Annotated in this window: 17 protein-coding genes; 5 read left to right on the forward strand and 12 right to left on the reverse strand. The window is 62.5% G+C overall.

The genetic code is table 11. The features are described 5' to 3' along the window. The first annotated feature begins 2 nt into the window (after nucleotides 1–2). Together DBV14_RS26530 and DBV14_RS26535 are read left to right on the forward strand one after the other, a co-directional pair. The gene (locus DBV14_RS26530; protein ID WP_124463776.1) at nucleotides 3–764 is read left to right on the forward strand and encodes a glycosyltransferase family 2 protein; all 762 of its coding nucleotides are present in this window, start codon (nucleotides 3–5) and stop codon (nucleotides 762–764) included. 66 nt (nucleotides 765–830) lie between these two features. Next, complete coding sequence (locus DBV14_RS26535) at nucleotides 831–2,867, forward strand: acyltransferase family protein (protein WP_124463778.1); 2,037 nt, start codon at nucleotides 831–833, stop codon at nucleotides 2,865–2,867. A gap of 40 nt (nucleotides 2,868–2,907) precedes the next feature. On the opposite strand, the gene DBV14_RS26540 is transcribed toward DBV14_RS26535, so the two are convergent. Further along, a complete protein-coding gene (locus DBV14_RS26540) occupies nucleotides 2,908–3,909 on the reverse strand; it encodes a glycosyltransferase family 2 protein (RefSeq protein ID WP_260397240.1) in 1,002 nt (333 codons plus the stop codon). Nucleotides 3,910–4,010: 101 nt separating this feature from the next. Next, a complete protein-coding gene (locus tag DBV14_RS26545; RefSeq protein WP_260397241.1) occupies nucleotides 4,011–5,210 on the reverse strand; it encodes a glycosyltransferase family 2 protein in 1,200 nt (399 codons plus the stop codon). 130 nt (nucleotides 5,211–5,340) lie between these two features. On the opposite strand from DBV14_RS26545, the gene DBV14_RS26550 reads away from it, so the two are divergent. Further along, nucleotides 5,341–6,144: an ABC transporter permease gene (locus DBV14_RS26550; protein WP_124463784.1), complete on the forward strand. Its 804-nt coding sequence runs from the start codon at nucleotides 5,341–5,343 to the stop codon at nucleotides 6,142–6,144. A 3-nt stretch (nucleotides 6,145–6,147) separates the two neighbouring features. Next, nucleotides 6,148–6,849, forward strand: a complete 702-nt coding sequence (locus tag DBV14_RS26555) for an ABC transporter ATP-binding protein (RefSeq protein WP_124463786.1) — start codon at nucleotides 6,148–6,150, stop codon at nucleotides 6,847–6,849. 41 nt (nucleotides 6,850–6,890) lie between these two features. On the opposite strand, the gene DBV14_RS26560 is transcribed toward DBV14_RS26555, so the two are convergent. The 10 genes from DBV14_RS26560 to DBV14_RS26605 all read right to left on the reverse strand — a co-directional run bounded on the left by DBV14_RS26560 (nucleotide 6,891) and on the right by DBV14_RS26605 (nucleotide 16,080). Then, on the reverse strand, nucleotides 6,891–7,826 hold the full coding sequence (locus DBV14_RS26560; protein ID WP_124463787.1) for a glycosyltransferase family 2 protein: 936 nt from the start codon (nucleotides 7,824–7,826) through the stop codon (nucleotides 6,891–6,893). Beyond that, nucleotides 7,823–8,188 (reverse strand): GtrA family protein, encoded by a 366-nt coding sequence (locus DBV14_RS26565; RefSeq protein WP_124463789.1) that lies wholly within the window; start codon nucleotides 8,186–8,188, stop codon nucleotides 7,823–7,825. The genes DBV14_RS26560 and DBV14_RS26565 overlap by 4 nt, the downstream gene beginning before the upstream one ends. Further along, a complete protein-coding gene (locus DBV14_RS26570) occupies nucleotides 8,182–9,108 on the reverse strand; it encodes a transketolase family protein (protein ID WP_124463791.1) in 927 nt (308 codons plus the stop codon). Before DBV14_RS26570 ends, DBV14_RS26565 begins: the two co-directional genes overlap by 7 nt. Continuing rightward, a complete protein-coding gene (locus DBV14_RS26575; RefSeq protein WP_124463793.1) occupies nucleotides 9,105–9,917 on the reverse strand; it encodes a transketolase in 813 nt (270 codons plus the stop codon). Before DBV14_RS26575 ends, DBV14_RS26570 begins: the two co-directional genes overlap by 4 nt. After that, nucleotides 9,914–10,975 carry an NAD(P)-dependent oxidoreductase gene (locus tag DBV14_RS26580; protein ID WP_185546133.1) on the reverse strand — a complete coding sequence of 354 codons (1,062 nt, stop codon included), beginning with the start codon at nucleotides 10,973–10,975 and terminating at the stop codon, nucleotides 9,914–9,916. The genes DBV14_RS26575 and DBV14_RS26580 overlap by 4 nt, the downstream gene beginning before the upstream one ends. Further along, complete coding sequence (gene rfbH, locus DBV14_RS26585) at nucleotides 10,968–12,299, reverse strand: lipopolysaccharide biosynthesis protein RfbH (RefSeq protein WP_124463796.1); 1,332 nt, start codon at nucleotides 12,297–12,299, stop codon at nucleotides 10,968–10,970. Before rfbH ends, DBV14_RS26580 begins: the two co-directional genes overlap by 8 nt. Further along, complete coding sequence (gene rfbG, locus DBV14_RS26590; RefSeq protein WP_124463798.1) at nucleotides 12,292–13,374, reverse strand: CDP-glucose 4,6-dehydratase; 1,083 nt, start codon at nucleotides 13,372–13,374, stop codon at nucleotides 12,292–12,294. Before rfbG ends, rfbH begins: the two co-directional genes overlap by 8 nt. Then, entirely contained in the window at nucleotides 13,371–14,144 is a 774-nt protein-coding gene (gene rfbF, locus DBV14_RS26595) for a glucose-1-phosphate cytidylyltransferase (RefSeq protein ID WP_124463800.1), read from the reverse strand. Before rfbF ends, rfbG begins: the two co-directional genes overlap by 4 nt. A gap of 29 nt (nucleotides 14,145–14,173) precedes the next feature. After that, nucleotides 14,174–15,499 carry a hypothetical protein gene (locus DBV14_RS26600; RefSeq protein WP_124463802.1) on the reverse strand — a complete coding sequence of 442 codons (1,326 nt, stop codon included), beginning with the start codon at nucleotides 15,497–15,499 and terminating at the stop codon, nucleotides 14,174–14,176. Nucleotides 15,500–15,570: 71 nt separating this feature from the next. After that, the gene (locus tag DBV14_RS26605; protein WP_260397242.1) at nucleotides 15,571–16,080 is read right to left on the reverse strand and encodes an acyltransferase; all 510 of its coding nucleotides are present in this window, start codon (nucleotides 16,078–16,080) and stop codon (nucleotides 15,571–15,573) included. A 40-nt stretch (nucleotides 16,081–16,120) separates the two neighbouring features. On the opposite strand from DBV14_RS26605, the gene DBV14_RS26610 reads away from it, so the two are divergent. After that, nucleotides 16,121–17,839, forward strand: a complete 1,719-nt coding sequence (locus tag DBV14_RS26610) for a DUF563 domain-containing protein (RefSeq protein ID WP_124463804.1) — start codon at nucleotides 16,121–16,123, stop codon at nucleotides 17,837–17,839. The last annotated feature ends 41 nt before the right edge of the window (nucleotides 17,840–17,880 follow it).

Raw genomic sequence — 17,880 nt, forward strand, 5'->3', positions numbered from 1 at the left:
CCATGCCCACGCCCCTCTCCCCCACCCCGATCGCCCCGATCACCATTTCAATCGTGAGCCACGGCCAGCTCGCACTGGTGCTGCCGCTGCTCGACCAGCTGGACCGGCACAGCCGCGCCTCGGTTGCCAAGGTCGTGCTCACGTTGAACATCCCCGAGCCCGACATGCTCGCGGGCCGAAGCTGGGGATTCGAGGTCGAGCGGATCGAGAACGCGAGCCCCAAGGGCTTCGGCGCCAATCACAACCAGGCCTTCGAGCGCTGCGGCACGCCGTGGTTCCTGGTGCTCAACCCGGACATCCGCTTCGACGGCGACGTGCTGGTGCCGCTGCTCGCGCAGGCCAAGCCCGATGCCGGGCTGCTGACGCCGCGCATCCTGGAACCCGGCAAGAACACGCCGGAGCCGCACCGGGCGCTGCTCACTCCGTTCGAGATACTGGGGCGCAAGAAGCCCGGCTACGTGCAGCCGAAAGTGCCGGCGTGGATTCCGGGGCTGTTCATGCTGTTTCGCAGCGAGGCCTATCGCCAGGTCGGCGGATTCGATGAGCGGTTCTTCATGTACGGGGAAGACTTCGACATCTGCGCCCGGACCCGGCTGGCGGGCTGGAAGCTGCAAGTGGGGGAAGATCTGGTCGCGCGGCACGACGCGCAGCGCGAGAGCCATCGGAGCCGGAAGTACCTGTACTGGCACGTGAGCAGCCTGTTGAAGGTGTGGCTGTCGGTCACCTTCTGGCGCTACCGGCGAATGCCGCTGCCCCGCCCCTGAGGAGGGCCTCGCGCGTTTGCGAGGACAATCGGGAGTCAAAAAGCAAGCGCGCTTTCAGCAACGACGATGACGACGACAACGAGCAACCCGACGTTCCACAACGAACACGCCCACCTGGTTCACCCCAAATACCGCCCGGACATCGACGGACTGCGCGCCGTGGCGGTGCTCTCGGTCCTGGGCTACCACGCGTTCCCGCAGTGGATCAAGGGCGGCTTCATCGGCGTCGACATCTTCTTCGTCATCTCGGGCTTCCTGATCACCACGATCATCCTGGGCAGCTTCGAGGGCGAAGGCTTCAGCTACCGCGAGTTCTACGCCCGGCGCGTGAAGCGGATCTTTCCGGCGCTGGCGCTGGTGCTGGCCGCCACGCTGGCCTTCGGCTGGTTCTCGCTGCTGCCGCACGAATGGGAGCAGCTCGGCAAGCACGTCGCCGCGGGCGCGGGCTTCGTCTCGAACTTCGCCTTCTGGAGCGAGGCAGGCTACTTCGACAATGCCGCCGAGACCAAGCCGCTGCTGCACCTGTGGTCACTGGCCATCGAAGAGCAGTTCTACATTTTCTGGCCCGTGCTGCTGGGCCTGGCCTGGAAGCGCAAGTGGCGCATGCTCACGGTGCTGGGCACGGTGGCGGCGCTGTCGTTCCTGCTCAACGTCACGACCATCCACAGCCATCGGACGGCCGCGTTCTACTCGCCGCTCTCGCGCTTCTGGGAGCTGATGATCGGCGGCATGCTGGCCTATGTGCGGCTGCACCGTCCGCCCCCGATCCCCGGCTGGCGGCGCCATGCGCAGTCGATTGCCGGACTGCTGCTGATCGTGCTGGGCCTGTGCTTCATCCGCGGCGGCAAGGCCTTTCCGGGCTGGTGGGCCATCCTGCCGACGGTGGGCGCCTACCTCTGTATCTCGGCTGGGCCGACCGGCGTGCTGAACCGCTACGTGCTCGCCTCAAAGCCGATGGTGTGGGTGGGCCTGATCAGCTATCCGCTGTATCTGTGGCACTGGCCGCTGCTGGCGTACGCGCGCATCCTCGAAGGAAAATTGCCTTCCGATGGCATTCGCGCGCTGATGCTGGTTGCTGCGTTCGTGTTGGCGTGGCTGACCTACCGCTTCGTCGAACGCTATACGCGCAAGTCCGAAAACCCGGCGGTGACGTCGGTGCTGGTGGCGGTGATGGTGGGCTTCTTGCTGCTCGGCGCCCTGGCCACCACGCGCTACTACGTGGGGCGGCACAGCGATCAGTATTTCGTCAAGACCGCAGCCGCGGCAAAAGACTGGACCTATCCGGACGGCATGAACGCGACCGTGATCGACGACGAGATCGTCCAGCAGATCGGGAATGGCAAGCGCCGGGTGCTGTTCTTCGGCGACAGCCACAGCGAACAGTACGGGCCGCGTGCCGTGGAATTGTCCAAGACTGCCCCGGACACGCTCGATTCGCTCTCGTTCCTCACCTGGGGGGCCTGCCCACCCATTCCCAACGTGGTCGACGAACAGAACATCCTGTGCGCCAAACGCCGCGACGCCGGCATGCGCATGGCCATGAGCGAGAAATTCGATGCCGTGGTCTTCGGCGGATGCTGGAACTGCTACTTCGCCGACACCGGCAAGCCCGATGCCGCCAACGCGGCAGCCGACCGCTACTACTACATCGACGGCAAGAACAAGCGCCGCTTCATGGGCGGTGGCGGTGCGGACTACGCACTCAACATGCTCGAGTCGGTGATGACGACGCTGTCCAAGCACAAGCAGGTCTACCTGCTGCTCGACAACCCGGTGGGAGAAGGCTTCGGCCCCGAGGAGTTCGTCAAGGGCAGCCGGCTCGGGAACATGAGCGTGGGCCGCATGTCGCCGACCGCGCCCTGGTCGCCGGAGCAGAAACTGCTGCACGAGCGCATGCGCCAGATGGCGTTGCGCAGCGGCGCCATCGTGATCGATCCGATTCCGACACTGTGCGACAAGAGTTGGTGCCTGCGCGCGGACGCCGATGCCACGCCGATCTACAAGGATGCGGGCCACCTGCGGGCCGAGTACGTGCGCAAGTTCGCGATCTACATCGACCCCGCCATGACGACGCCGAAGCCGGCGCCCGCCGCGCCCCGCTGAGCGCCAGCCCCGTCCACGGGGCGCGGGCGGCCGGGCCGGGTCAGTTCTTGTAGATGCGCCGCAGGCTGCGAATGCCCGGCAGCCGCGTGACGGCGCCCACGAAGCGCACCATGCCCGGCGTGCTGTGGCGCAGCAGGAACAACGTGATCCACAAGCGCAGCTTCTTCTTGCGCCCCACATAGGGGTTCGCGAAGACGATGGCGGCGTATTCGGCCAGCACCGCTTCCATTTCCGTGCGGTACTGGTCGTCTTTCTTGATGGCCTCGATCGCCTCGTTCACGAAGAACAGCTGGAACCTCGGCATGAGGTATTCGCGCAGGTAGTAGCGGCCGCGCTGATGCTCGTCGGGGAACATCTGCAGCAGCTTCTTGAAGTACTTGAAGCGGCTGCGGACCATGCGGATGCCGAACGACGTGCTGGCCGTGTGGATGCACCACACCGTCACCGCCTTGTCCACGAAATGGTTGCTGTAGCCCTTGCGGAAGATGCGCAGGAACAGGTCGTCGTCTTCGTAGCCCATGAACTGGGAGTCGAAGCCGCCCACGGCCTCGAATGCCTTGCGGCTCACCAGCGTGGCCGATGGCAGCACGAACATGTCGTAGCGCAGCAGGTCGAAGATGCTGCGCTTCGGATGTTGGGCATGGTCCTTGATGACCCCCGTGCGTATGACGTTGCCGTCGCCGTCCGCCTCGTAGAGGTCGGCATAGACATAGCCGAACAGCCGGTCGTCATGCGGGATGGAGGTGACGAGCGTCTCGATGTGGTTCGGAAGATAGAAATCGTCCTGGTCGAGAAAGCAGATGTATTCGGAGGTGGACGCCGCCACCCCGGCATTGCGCGCCGAGCCCTGTCCGCCGTTCTCCTTGTCGAGAATGCGAAACGGGTAGCGGGCCGCCAACGCGTCGAGCGCCGCTCGCTCCTCGGATCGCGAGCCGTCGTTGACCACGATCACTTCGTTCGCCGGCACCGATTGCTCGAACACGCTCTTCACCGAGCGCTCGATGAAATCGGCCCCGTTGTAGAACGGGATGATCACCACCACGGTCGGCAAAGGAGCAGCGCCTCCGGTAACGAGAGGCTGTAGAGAGGGGTTCGCAGAGGTCATTGTTTTTGTCGGGTAAGGCACTTGGGCTCGGCGCAAGCCTACACAGATTCGAAAAGGTCGCGAACGACACCGCGAAACCCGCGGCCGAACTTGTCGTAGCGGCCCGTCATCGCCTCGCGAAAGACGGGAATGCAGCGCGCGAGCCGCGAGGCCGGCAACGCGGCGCGAAAGCGCTGGTGCTCGATCTTGCTGCGCACCTGGGCGAGGATGTCGGGCGACACCCGGTCCCCCAGTTGCAGCAGCCGAGCGAGAAGAAGCTCGGCCTTGATCGTCCGCTCGACGTGCGTGTTGCCCCTGGAGGCCAGTGCCTTGCGCACTTTCTCCGCAAAGGTGTCGCGCCGCGCGCCGATCTGGTTGGACGCGTGCTGGCGGTATTCGATGAGGGGTTCTTCCAGCAGGTCGACCCGTGCCGTCGTCGATGCGATGATCGCGAGCCACTCGTCGTGCACCCATTCGACCGGCAACGGCAGGGCATCGGCGAGCAGCGAGCGGCGAAAGACCGTGGTCGCGCCGGTCACGAGGTTGCGGCGCAGCAGCACGTCGAAGGCATTGCCGGCATGGACGCGTGCCAGCTCCGAAGGCGAGACCTCCAGCGCGTGGAACAGCGTATGGCCGATGTCGTGGCGGTCGGTGTCCACCAGGCGCGCATCGGTGTGCAGCAACACCAGGGTGTCGTCCTTCTCGAAGCGAGCCACCATCTTTTCGAGCCGGTCGAGCATCCATACGTCGTCCTGGTCGCTCAGCGCAATCAATTCGCTGGTGCAGGCGCTGATGGCCTGTTCGAAATTCTTGACGACGCGCAACGCCTTGGCGTTTTCGAACACGCGCAGGGCGATGGGTGCCTGCCCGGCCCGCTCGGCCGCACATTCGGCCATCGTCGCCCGCACCACCTCGACCGATCCGTCACGCGATGCGTCGTCGGACAGCACGATCTCCACCGGCGGGCGGGTCTGCAGGCAGATGCTGCGCACCTGCTCGCGCAGGAAGGCGGCGCCGTTGTAGGTGCACAGGGCGACGGAGACTTCGAGGGGACGGGCTGCCTGCATGGGTGAATCGAGTTTCTGTAATGCATGCTGCCGGTGGCAGTTGCTGGTGCTGCCCTTCTGGCCGGGGGAACGGCGGGCTCTGCACAGGTTACGAATTGCTGCGGAACCGGAGCCGGTAAAATTATCTCTCAGTTGATACTCCGAATAAAATGCGCGGGCTCGCACGAGCACCGACCCGGCCGATACGGCCATAGCCCTCAAAGAAATCCCGCTTGACCCCCATCGGCCAAGAAGCGCTTTTGCTCATCGCCGTTTCATGCGGCGGCGACCTGACCCAGGACAAAACTGTCCGCATGGCAGACAACGACACTGACGCACACGCATGAGCCAAGTTCATTCCAATCTGCATCGAAGCGCCCTCGCCGACTGGTGGGAAGGCACCCGCCGCACCGACATCTGGTGGACGCTGGCCTGGTTCGATATCGTGCTGCGTTATCGCCGCTCCATGCTGGGGCCGCTGTGGCTCACGCTGAGCATGGGCGTCATGATCGGCGGCATGGGCCCGCTGTATGCCTCGCTCTTCGGCACCCATCTAGACAAGTTCTTCCCGCACCTGGCCCTCGGTGTGATTTTTTGGGGCCTGTTCTCCACCGTGGTCACCGACGCCTGCAACGCCTTTGTCGGCTCGTCCAACTACCTGAAGCAGGGCTACTTTCCCATCAGCCTGTTCGTCTGGCGAGGCTTGGCGCGCAACCTGATCCAGTTCGCCCACCAGATCGTGCTGTACATCCCCGTGGCCATCTGGGCCGGTGTTTCGCTGTCATGGTCGGTGCTCCTGATCATTCCCGCTTTCCTGATCCTTATCGTCAACGCGCATGCGCTCGGCCTGCTGCTGGGCCTTGTCTGCACCCGCTACCGCGACGTGACCCAGATCATCACCAGCGTCATGCAGATGCTGATGTTCCTGACCCCCGTGTTCTGGCTGCCCGAGAACCTCCCGAGCCGTGCCAAGTACGTGCTCTGGAACCCGTTCGCGCAAATGCTCGACCTGCTGCGCACACCGCTGATGGGCGGCGAGGCCCATCTCCACAGCTGGATCGGCATCGGCGTGTGGACCGTGCTGTGCGTGTCCCTCGCGAGCGTGCTGTTCATCAAATACCGCCGTCGCGTCGTCTACTGGCTCTGATCCATGGCATCCATTTCACTCAAAAACGTTTCGGTCAGCTTCCCCATTTATGGGGCGGGTTCGGCGTCGCTCAAGAAGACGCTGGCGGCTTCGGTCACCGGTGGACGCTTCGGCAAGGAAACCGGAGTCACCGTGGTGCAGGCGCTCAGCGGCCTCAACCTCGAGCTCAAGAGCGGTGACCGGCTGGGCTTGATCGGACACAACGGCGCGGGCAAGTCCACGCTGCTGCGCACGCTGGCGGGTGTGTACGAGCCTTCGTCGGGCGAATTCACGCGCCAGGGCTCGGTGGCCAGCCTGATCGACCCCGCGCTGGGCATCGAGATGGATGCGACCGGCATCGAGAACATCATGCTGCGTGGCCTGGTGATGGGCATGAGCAAGAAAGTGGTCGACCGCCTCACGGCCGACATCTGCGAGTTCAGCGGCCTAGGCGAATACGTCAACATGCCCGTCCGCACCTACTCGACCGGCATGATGATGCGGCTCGCGTTCTCGATCTCGACCAGCGTCGAGGCAGACATTCTGCTGATGGACGAATGGCTGTCGGTGGGCGATGCCGCCTTCACCGAGAAGGCCGAGAAGCGCATGCGCGACGTGGTGTCGAAGTCGGGGATTCTGGTGCTGGCATCGCATTCGCCCGAGCTCATCGCCAAGGAATGCAATCGCGTGATCCATCTGGAACACGGGCGGATCGTAGAGCGCTGACGCCTCACACGCCCGCCGCTCCGCCCCCCGGCCTCGGCCGGTCAGTTGTCGAAGTTCAGGCGCTCGCGCTCCACCACCAGCGGGCGCTTCATGACGTGCGTGAGGATCGAGCCCACGTACTCGCCCAGCAGGCCGATGAAGAAGAGCTGTACCGAGGCGAAGAAGAACATGCCGATGAGAATCGGCGCAGTGCCCATCGAGAACTCGCTCCAGAACAGCACCTTCAGCAGAAGGTAGAGCAACGACACGCCCAGGCTGATCCCCGACAGTGCAAAGCCCGCCATCGTGGCGATCCGCAACGGCACGCGTGAATGCGAGGTGATCCCCAGCATCGCGATGTCGTAGAGCGTGTAGAAATTGTTTTTCGTGATACCCCGCTTGCGGCGAGGCTGGTTGTAGGGCACCTGGACGGCCTCGAAGCCCACCTCCGACACCAGGCCGCGCAGATACGGATACGGATCGTCGATGCGACGCAGTTGCTCGAGCACAACCCTGTCGTACAGGCCAAAGCCGGTGAAATTCTGGATGAGCTTCACGTCGGCGATGCGCGTCACCGTCCGGTAGTAGGCGCGGCGAATCGCGAACATCAAGCCCGACTCGTCGGCCGTCGGCTTGACGCCGACCACCAGCTTGGCACCGTTGCGCCAATGCTCGATGAAGTCCTTCATGAGCTCGGGCGGGTCCTGCAGGTCGGCCACCAGCAAGATGGCAGCATCGCCGCGCGCTTGCAGCAGCCCATAGAAAGGCGAGCGGATGTGCCCGAAGTTCCGCGCGTTCAGGATCACCTTGACGTTGCGGTCGGCCGCGGCCATTGCGCGCAGCAGTTCAGGCGTGCGGTCGGACGAAAAGTTGTCGATGAACAGGTGCTCGTACGTCACGCCCTCGATGGTCTCGAAGACCGCGCGCGCCTGCCGATACACCTCCTCGATGTTGTCTTCTTCGTTGTAGCAGGGGGTGACGACGGTGATGTGTTTCATGAAGCTGCGAAGACAAAGCGGCGCTGCAGCACGAAGGCCACCAGCGCCAGGGGAAGGAGGACCACCGCGTTCGCGACGTACACATTGAGCCCGGCACGCAACAGCAACGCCACCGATCCGACGTTGAGCAGGTAGACGAAGCCGTAGACCCCGACGAAGCGACCGAGTTGCGACAAGCGTGCGCCGCCGAACACCAGCCGCCCCGTGCTCTGGAAGTTGAAGGCAACGCCCAGCACGGTCGCCAGCCCGATGGCCGCCGGGTACGGCAGGCCGATCCACACGAAGACAGCAAACAGCGCATAGCCGACAACGGTGTTCAGTCCGCCCACCAGCAGGAAGCGCAGGAGCTGCGAATTCAGCATGCGCCGGACGCCGCCCACTTGCCGACGAAAGGCGCCACCCGCGCGCGCACCGACGCCAGGTCGAGCCCGTGCTCGCGCATGGCGTGGGCATGCGAGCCGCAGGTTTCGGAGAAGCGCTCGCCCACGCCGATGCGCAGGACCGGAACGGGGTTCGTCTCCGAGATTGCCTCGAGCACCGCGGCGCCGAGCCCACCGGCCGCCGAATGCTCCTCCAGCGTGACAAAGGCACTGCTGCCCGCGGCCAGTGCGCCCAGTTGCCCGGCATCGAGCGGCTTGATCCACGGTGCGCTCCACACGGACGCATCAAGTTCGGCGCCCAGCGCGCATGCGGTCTTGACCATGGAGCCGGTCGCGATGAGCTGCACCCGGGACTGACCTTTCTGCACGCAGACCAGTTCACCGCGCGCCAGCGAAGGCGCCCCGGCATGCACCGCGCCCAGGTCGGCCTTGCCCATGCGCATGTAGACCGGGCTCTGGAGCGCCAGCGCCGTCGACATGCAGGCCGTGAGTTCGTGCGCGTCGCAGGGTGACATGATGTCGATGTACGGCACCGACCGCAGGCAGGCGATGTCCTCGAAGCTCTGGTGGCTGGTGCCCAGCGTGCTGTACACCAGCCCGGCGCCGTCGCCGGTGAAGATGACCGGCAGCTTCTCGTAGCAGACGTCGATCTTGATCTGCTCCACGACCCGCACTGGCACGAACGCGCTCAGGCCGTAGACGATAGGCCGGAAGCCCGCCTTGGCCAGCCCGGCGGCCACGCCGACCATGTTCTGCTCGGCGATGCCGGCATTGATGTACTGGTCGGGGCAGCGCTTGCGAAATTCGTCGAAAAGGGCGTAGCCATGATCGCCGGTCAGGAGCACCACGCGCTCGTCCTTGGTGGCGGCCTCGACCAGGGCAGCGGAAAAAGCGGCTCTCATGCCGAAGCTCCTTCGAGTTCGCGCAGGGCCTGCGCATACAGGTCGGCGTTCAGGCGCGAGTAGTGCCATGCATTGACGTTCTCCATGTACGACACGCCCTTGCCCTTGACCGTCTTGGCGACCAGCGCCTTGGGGCGTCCGTTCTTGCGCCCATTCAGTTGCTCGATGGCCGCCGAGATGGCGTCCATGTCATGCCCATCGATGGTGAGCACGTCGAAATCGAAGGCCGCGAACTTGGCGCCCAGGTCGCCGAGCTTCATCACCTCGTCGGTGGTGCCCATGGCCTGAAAACCGTTCGCATCCACGATCACCATGAGGTTGTCCAGCTTGGCGTGCGCCGCGAACAGCATGGCCTCCCAGATCGGCCCTTCGTTGATCTCGCCGTCGCCGATCACGGCGTAGCACTTCTGGCCGGTCTTGCGGCGTTGTGCAGCCAGCGCCAGCCCCACGCCGACCGAGAGCCCATGGCCGAGCGTGCCGGAGGTCACCTCGCAACCGGGCACATGCGCATCGGACAAGCCTTTCAGCCGCGAGCCGTCGTGGAAGTACTGGTCGATGTCCGTGCGGTCTATCCAGCCGAGTTCATACAGGCAGGCGTACTGCGCCATGACGCCGTGGCCCTTGCTGAGCACCAGGTAGTCGCGCAACGGGTAGGTGGCATCGGCCTTGTCGTAGCGCATGTGGCGCCCGTACAGGCACGACAGCAGCTCGATGATGGAGAACGCGCAGCCCAGGTGGACGGCGTTGCCCGCATACGCCATCTCCACCACCGTTTTGCGCAGGGAAGCGGGATCGAATGAATGTCTCATGCTGGAAAGGATCGGTTTGCACCCGGCGTTGCGAGCCAGGCGAGGGTTCTGCGAATGCCTTCGTCGAGGCTGACGGCGTTCGCCAGCCCGAGTTCCTCGGCCGCGCGCCGCAGGCTCGGCACGTAGCGATGGCCGGCGAGGCCCGGCGTCGGCCTGCCGGCCACCTCGACCGGGATGCCCGTGCCGGCAATCCGGGTCACCTCGGCCGCGAGCTGGGCGATGCTCACCTGGGTCTCGCCGCCGATGTTGTAGGCCCGGCCGGGGGCACCCAGTGCCAGGCAGCTCAACAACCAGCGCGCCATGTCGCCCGCGTACTGGTAGGTGCGGATCGCCTCGCCCGTGCCCTGAACGACGATGCCCTTGCCGCTGGCGGCCTGCGCAATGAACTGCGCCGCCGCCACGCCGCTGGAGGCGTGCAGGTAAGGACCGATGAAAGCGAAGCAGCGCGCAATGACCACCTCGAAGGGCCACGTTTGCCCCACGACCGCTTCCGCGCGGCGCTTCGCCCGGGTGTAGGTGTTGGCGCCATCAGCCCCATCATCTTCTTGCCACGACAGCGATTCCGCGAGCCCCTGGTCACCGGGCTGCTGGCCGTAGACCGCGCCCGAGCTGACCTGCAGGAAGCGGCGTGCACCACAAGCAGCCGCGAACTCGCAAGCACGACGGGTTCCGGCCTCGGCCAGTTGCTCGAGATTGCTTGGCCCCATGCCCGAAGACGCCACCGGCAAGGCCGCATGGATCACCGAAGAAAAAGACCCGCGCGGAAACTCGAAATCGACCACGTCGCCTTGCAGCAGCGTCACCGGGGCGGCTTTGGCCAGGTGCGGACTGGCCTGAACGAACCGGTCCGGCTCCCGCGTCAGCACTGTCAATTTCAACCCAAGGCCGAGCGCCCTGTCGGCGTGCAGCAGGCATTCGAGCAGCCACTTGCCGACAAAGCCGGTGCCGCCCGTCAAGAACATCGCCTGGTTGCGAAACGCCTCCCACACCGGAGGTGCGGTCAGCCGGACAACTTCATCGAGTTCCGTTGCCGGAACAGGATTGGCCAGGTCAGTCAAAACGCAGACCGAGGTAGGTCTCGATGCTCTCGACGGCATGGTCGAGCATGGGCTCGGTCAGGCCGGGGTACACGCCGATCCAGAACGTGTCGTTCATGATCCGGTCGGTGTTCTTGAGCTCGCCCACCACCCGGTAGTTGCGCCCGATCATGTAGGGCTGGCGCAGCAGGTTGCCCGCGAACAGCAGCCGGGTGCCGACCTTCTGCTGGTCGAGGTAGGTCAGCAGGTCCACGCGCCGCGTGTTGGCGGCTTCGCGCAGGGTGATCGGAAAGCCGAACCACGAAGGCTCCGAGCCCGGCGTGGCTTCGGGCAGCTCCAGGAACTCCTCGCAGCTGCGCAGGCGCTCGGTCAGGTAGGCGAAGTTCTTCTTGCGCGCGGCCACGAAGCCGTCCAGCCGGTCGAGCTGCGCCAGTGCGCACGCGGCCTGCATGTCCGTGATCTTGAGGTTGTAGCCCAGGTGGGAGTACGTGTACTTGTGGTCGTAGCCCTCGGGCAGGTCACCCAGCTTCCAGCAGAAGCGCTTGTTGCAGGTGTTGTCCTTGCCGGGAGCGCAATAGCAGTCGCGGCCCCAGTCGCGGATGGACTCGGCGATCAGCCGCAGTTCGTCATTGTTGGTGAACACCGCCCCGCCCTCGCCCATCGTGATGTGGTGGGCCGGGTAGAAGCTCAGCGTGCCGATGTCGCCGAAGGTGCCCACGAGCTGCCCTTCGTAGCGCGCGCCCAGCGCATCGCAGCAATCCTCGACCAGCCACAGCCCGTGCTTCTCGCATGCGGCCTTCACGACCTTCAGGTTGTACGGGTTGCCCAGCGTGTGCGCCAGCATGATGGCCTTGGTGCGCGGGCCAATCGCGGCCTCCAGCAGGTCGGCATCGATGTTGTAGGTGGGAATGTGCACGTCGACGAACACCGGCACAGCGCCGCACTGCAGGATCGGGTTCACGGTGGTGGGGAAGCCAGCGGCCACGCCGATCACCTCGTCGCCCGGCTGGATCGCGCGGTCGCCGAGCTTGGGCGAGGTCAACGTCGAGAACGCGACCAGGTTGGCGGAGGAGCCGGAGTTCACCGTCATCAGATGCTTCACGCCGAGGTAGGCCGCCAGGCGGCTTTCGAACAGCGTGTTGAAGCGCCCCGTGGTGAGCCATGCGTCGAGCGAGGCGTCGACCATCAGCTGCATTTCGGGCGCGCCGACGACCTTGCCCGAAGGCGGGATCATGGTTTCGCCGGGTACGAAGGGCGTGGGCACGCTGGCCAGTTCGCCGTACTCGCCGACCAGCGCCAGGATCTTCTTGCGCAGCTCGTTTTTCTTGAAGGAGATTTCAGTCATGGGTGGGGGTGCTTTCGTATTTTTCGATTTGTTCAAGGGTGACGTCCGCCATGTCGCGGCCGTCGAGCCAGGCCCGCTGCCAATCGACGATAGCACCGAGGCTCGTGCGCAGGTCCCAGCGCGGGACCCAGCCCAGCGTCTGCCGGGCCTTGGAGCAGTCGAGCTTGAGCCAGCTCGCTTCGTGCGGCTGGTTCGCCTGCGCACCGTTGCGCCATTGCGCCTCGCCGCCCCAAAGGCCGACCAGTTGGTCCGCGATCCAGGAGACCGGACGTGCGTCCGAGTCCGCGGGGCCGAAGTTCCAGGGCTCGGCCCATGCCGGCCCGTCGGTGAACAGGCGTTCGGCCAGCATCATGTAGCCGCGAAGCGGCTCCAGCACGTGCTGCCACGGCCGGATGGCGTGCGGGTTGCGGATGTCCGCGGTACGGCCTTCGGCAAAGGCGCGTAGCAGGTCCGGCACCAGCCGGTCTTCCGACCAGTCGCCGCCGCCGATCACGTTGCCCGCGCGGGCTGTGGCCAACGCCACGCCGTGCTCGGCATGGCGGTCTTCGTTGAAGAACGAAGACCGGTACGAGGCCACCACCAGTTCGGAACATCCCTTGCTGTTGCTGTAGGGGTCGTAGCCCCCCATCGGCTCGTTTTCGCGGTAACCCCACTGCCATTCACGGTTTTCGTAGCACTTGTCGCTGGTCACGACCAGGACCGCTCGGACGCTGCCGCAGGCGCGTGCCGCTTCGAGCAGGTGGACCGTGCCCATCACGTTGGTGGAATAGGTTTCCACCGGATCGACGTAGGAGCGCCTCACCAGTGGCTGGGCCGCCAGGTGGAACACCACCTCGGGCGCGAAATCGTGCATGGCGGCGCGCAGTACGGCGAGATCGCGTACATCGCCGATCACCGAATCCGCGGCCGAGCGCCCTGCAGCCAGCGCATGCAGGCTGGGCTCTGTGGACGGCGCCAGTGCATAGCCTCGAACGATGGCGCCGTTCTTCTCCAGCCACAGCGCGAGCCAGCTGCCCTTGAAGCCCGTGTGGCCGGTCAGGAAGACGCGCTTGCCGCGCCAGAAAGATGGTGTCATTCCCAGACCTTCCAGGGCGCGCGGCCGCTGGCCCACAACTCTTCGAGATGGGTCTTGTCGCGCAGGGTGTCCATCGGCTGCCAGAAACCGCCGTGCTTGAAGGCGGCGAGTTGTCCCTCGGAGGCCAGGCGTTCGAGCGGTTCGCGCTCCCATACCGAAGCATCGTCCGCGACGTAGTCGATGACCGAAGGCGACAACACGAAGAAGCCACCGTTGATCATGGCGCCGTCGCCCTTGGGCTTTTCCTGGAAGCTGCGCACCTTGTCGCCCTGCATGTCGAGCGCGCCGAAGCGCCCGGGCGGAAAGGTGGCCGTGAGCGTGGCCTTGACCTTCTGCGCCTTGTGGAAGGCGATGAGCTCGGTGATGTTCAGGTCGGCGACGCCGTCGCCGTAGGTGAAGCAGAACAGCTCTTCGTCTTTCACGTAGGGCGCCACGCGTTTGAGCCGCCCGCCCGTCATGGTGTCTTCGCCGGTGTCGATGAGCGTCACGCGCCAGGGCTCGGCCTTGCGCTGGTGGACTTCCATGGTGTTGCCAACCATGTCGAAGGTGACGTCTGACATGTGAAGGAAGTAGTTCGCGAAGTACTCCTTGATCACGTAGCCCTTGTAGCCGCAGCAGATGACGAAATCGTTCACACCGTGGGCGGCGTAGATCTTCATGATGTGCCAGAGGATGGGCTTGCCGCCCACTTCGATCATGGGCTTGGGCTTGAGCCCGGTTTCCTCCGAGATGCGAGTACCCAATCCACCCGCCAGAATTACCGCTTTCATTGTCGTGATCCTCGTATTTTTTCAGGAATTCAGGTGGCGCCCATCCGGGCCCTCGAGGCCTCTGCCCCGAATCTGCCAGACCAGGCTGCGGCCGCCAACGCGATACCGCAAAAAAGTGCAAATATCTTTACCAAAAAGAAATACCTGACCTCGAGGTGAACCAACGAAAAGACAACGGTGAAGCATCCGTAAAAAGACGCTAAGGCCCAAAAATAAACGACGGCGACCTGCTGCCTGCGCACCAGAAATACCAAGAAAAAAGAAATTAACGCAACTGCGAGCACAATGGAATTCCAGAAATAGTCGCCAGGATAATCGGGCGCCACGATTTCTGGGAAAAACTCCACCGACGGGAACCAGTACTCTCCGAGCAGCGAGGCCTTGTATTGGAGCCACTGACCGGTATTCTGTAAAAAGGCCTTGTAGAAAAGCTCTTTGTCTTCCTTGCCGCAGTAATCTGGTTCGAATTTGCAGGCCAGATGCCCACCGCCCATGATCACGAACTTGGCGCCGTTCTTGAGTAGCGCGGCTTCTGACGTCAATGCATTTCGTGCGACCAGATCCTGTGTCTGCACCCAGCCCAATTTATCAGCTTCGATGTAGTTATGAATTCGCCAGGGCAGCATCAGAACTTGCGCGGTCAATACGGCGACCGCCATCAATCCAAGGCCCCACCAAGGCTTTCGGGGAGGATTGCTTTTTCCTGGAAAAAAATTGACCACCAGGCGCAAGATAATAAGAGCCAATGCTCCCAGGAGCATGCAAACAGTCAGCAACTCATACTGCGATCGAAAATATGCGGCAAGCGCGAGAAAAAACCCACTCAAAACCGCTTCTGAAACACTCTTTTTTTCGACAGAAATAAGAAGAAGAAAAATCGAAAGAATAAAAAACATGACCGATAATCCTTCGCCAAAAGCGAGGCCAATCGGCTGCAGCAGAAAAAATCGGGTTACCGGAAAGAGAAAAGGCGCCAACGGCAACAATGTTGCCAAAGGCGGCGGCATATGCAGCATCAGGTAGCGGCGCACCGTCATCAGCATGAAGGTGCAAATCGCGATAGTCAGCGCCAGAAGAATGGCTAGAAAAGGCGCGTCGACACCAAACAGCCAAAATATGCCGCCGAGCAGCATCGCGAAACCAGGAGGCCACAAATGGAATATCCACATGGACTGCGGCGTCAACCACCCGTTCTTGCTTACCTCCAGGCCCGCTCCGGCAAATGTACGAGGGTCACTGCTGATCGGGAAATTCAAAAAATCGGCAATGCGGATCAGAATGTCCGGTTGCAGAGAATTGTCACGAGTAAAACTCAAGACAAAAAGTACGCCCACATATAAAACAATGGGGGCCATTGGCCGGTGAAAAATTCTCGCCATCCGGAGAGGCTCCCTCTGTATTGGAAATTCTTAGTTCTTCGGTATCCTCAGCGCGACAGGAATTTTACATGTCGCGCCGGAGCCCCCATCACAAGGGAGAACGGCTGCACATCGCGCGTCACCACGGCGCCCGCGGCGATCATCGCATCGTGCCCGATCGTGATGCCGGGCGTGATCACTGCCCCGGCGCCGATGGATGCACCCCGACATACGGTCGTGCGCAGAAACGAATCAGGGTAGACCTTCGAGCGGGGCAACATGTCATTGGTAAAGATGGCCCCCGGGCCGACGAACACATTCGACTCGAGCGTGATCCCATCCCAAAGGTAGACGCCCGACTTCAGCGTGACATTGTCGCCCACCACCACATCGCTTTCGATGAAGCAATGCGCCGACACATTACAATTTGCACCGATTCGCGCGCCCGCGAGAACAACATTGAATTGCCATATTTTTGTTCCCGGTCCGATTTCAGTTGCCTGAACATCGGCCAGGGGGTGAATGAATACCGTATTATCTGAAGTCATTTTAAAACCATGATTTTTATGAAATTCCACAAGACTCTCGATTGAGCGGCAACGCACACGTTTTCACACCATGATTCGCCTTCGATCCCTGCTTCTGCGCGCACTCACTCGAACCAAATTTGTCGACGCGAAATATTATAATCAAAAATACAAGGACGTCGCAAGAGCCGGACTGGACTCGAATTATCATTATTTCAAATACGGAATAAAAGAAGGACGATACCCCAATTACACCGCGGAGCGCATCGCGAATTGGATCTACGCTACCACCACGAAATTTCTGGTTCGCTTCTGTCTTGACAACGCTTACTATCTTCGAACCTATCGCGACGTTCGGGAAGAAGGAATTTCGCCTGGCACTCACTATGCATTGAAGGGGCGAAAAGAAAAAAGATACGTCAATCGCTTCTTTGCAGCGATGAGCGGCGCAATTTATTTCTTGCGCCTCGAATTTACCTCGCTCTCGAAAGAACCCAGCGCCCGCGAGGCAGAAATTGCACTTTACAAATACGCGATCTTCGAGGCTGCCCGCACAGGAATTTTTGAAAAACTCAAGTCCAAGGCGATTGCTCGACAACTGAGCTCTGGCAATTCAGGGGAGAAGATATTTCTCTCGAAATTCAGGACGGTTGAATTTTTCGATTTACCCGAGGCAGGCTACAAGCTCGACGACATCGAGCCGGCATATCCGATGGATTTCCATGAACCGGAGATCATTGGCGCCAACGTCGAACGCCCTTTGCGCACGGCGGAGGTCCCTCGAAAATGGCTCGCGACCATCGACAATGCCTCCGTCTTGGGTGGCTTCCAGGTAGTGGCCAACAACCGCATGGTTATTTACGAGCCCGCCGCAGACCCGCACCAGGGTTTTGTTGCAGGCATCTGGCCGTATGTCGTTTCGCTCGACGAAAAAAGCGAGGTTCTTTTCTGGTTTCGCTATAAAAAAGAAATCAGCATTCCTTCGGCCATATTGCTGAGCGGGCGCTGCAGCCCCAATTACTACCACTGGCTGATCGAATACCTGGGCAAGGCCTATATTCTTTCGGAACGGGACAATCTGAAGAAGACGCCACTGATCGTCGACGACAAGATGTTCCCCCAGGAATTCGAGTCGCTGCAGGCCATGTTGCCCGACTGGCCCATCTACAGGCTCGACGATTCGACGCTGCTGAAGGTCAGGAAACTCTACATCCCTTCCGCATGCACGAACCTCACGGACAACCTGCGCGGACCGATGTGGAAGTTTTCGGCCATCTGCTTCAAGACGCTCGGACACATGCGCTCCACCGTTTTTCGGCGTTTCGGCATCGAAGAGGCCGCACCTGGTGGTGGCGGCCGGAAGGTGTTCCTAGCGCGCCGCACGGGCCGCAACATCATCAACACGCCGGAAGTGGAAGAAGTCCTCGCTTCATTCGGCTACGAGATCGTCGACACCGGCAAGCTGTCGTTCGAGCAGCAGGTGCGCCTGTTCGCCGAAGCAAGCACCATCGTCGGCGCCATGGGGGCTGCATTCACCAACCTGATCTTCTGCCAGCCAGGCACCCAGGTGTTGGCACTGTCGTCGCCTTACACGCAACTCTTTTGCTCGCAGTCGAACATGGCGCTGTTCGCAGGTTGCGACTACAAGATCCTCGTTGGCGAACACGAGCTGTTTCAGCCCGGCGACGAGCACACGGTTTCCGACCCCAGCCTGTTTCTGGATAGCTACGCGATCAACCCCGAGAAGTTGGCAGCCGCGCTGGCCGACATCGAACGGCAGGCGGTCGAAGCGCCGCTCGCGAAACAGTAAGCAGGCGGCCCTACTTCGCGGTTCCGCGTTCGCACAGCAGG

The organism is Variovorax sp. KBW07, assembly GCF_003852515.1.
Taxonomy (GTDB): domain Bacteria; phylum Pseudomonadota; class Gammaproteobacteria; order Burkholderiales; family Burkholderiaceae_C; genus Variovorax.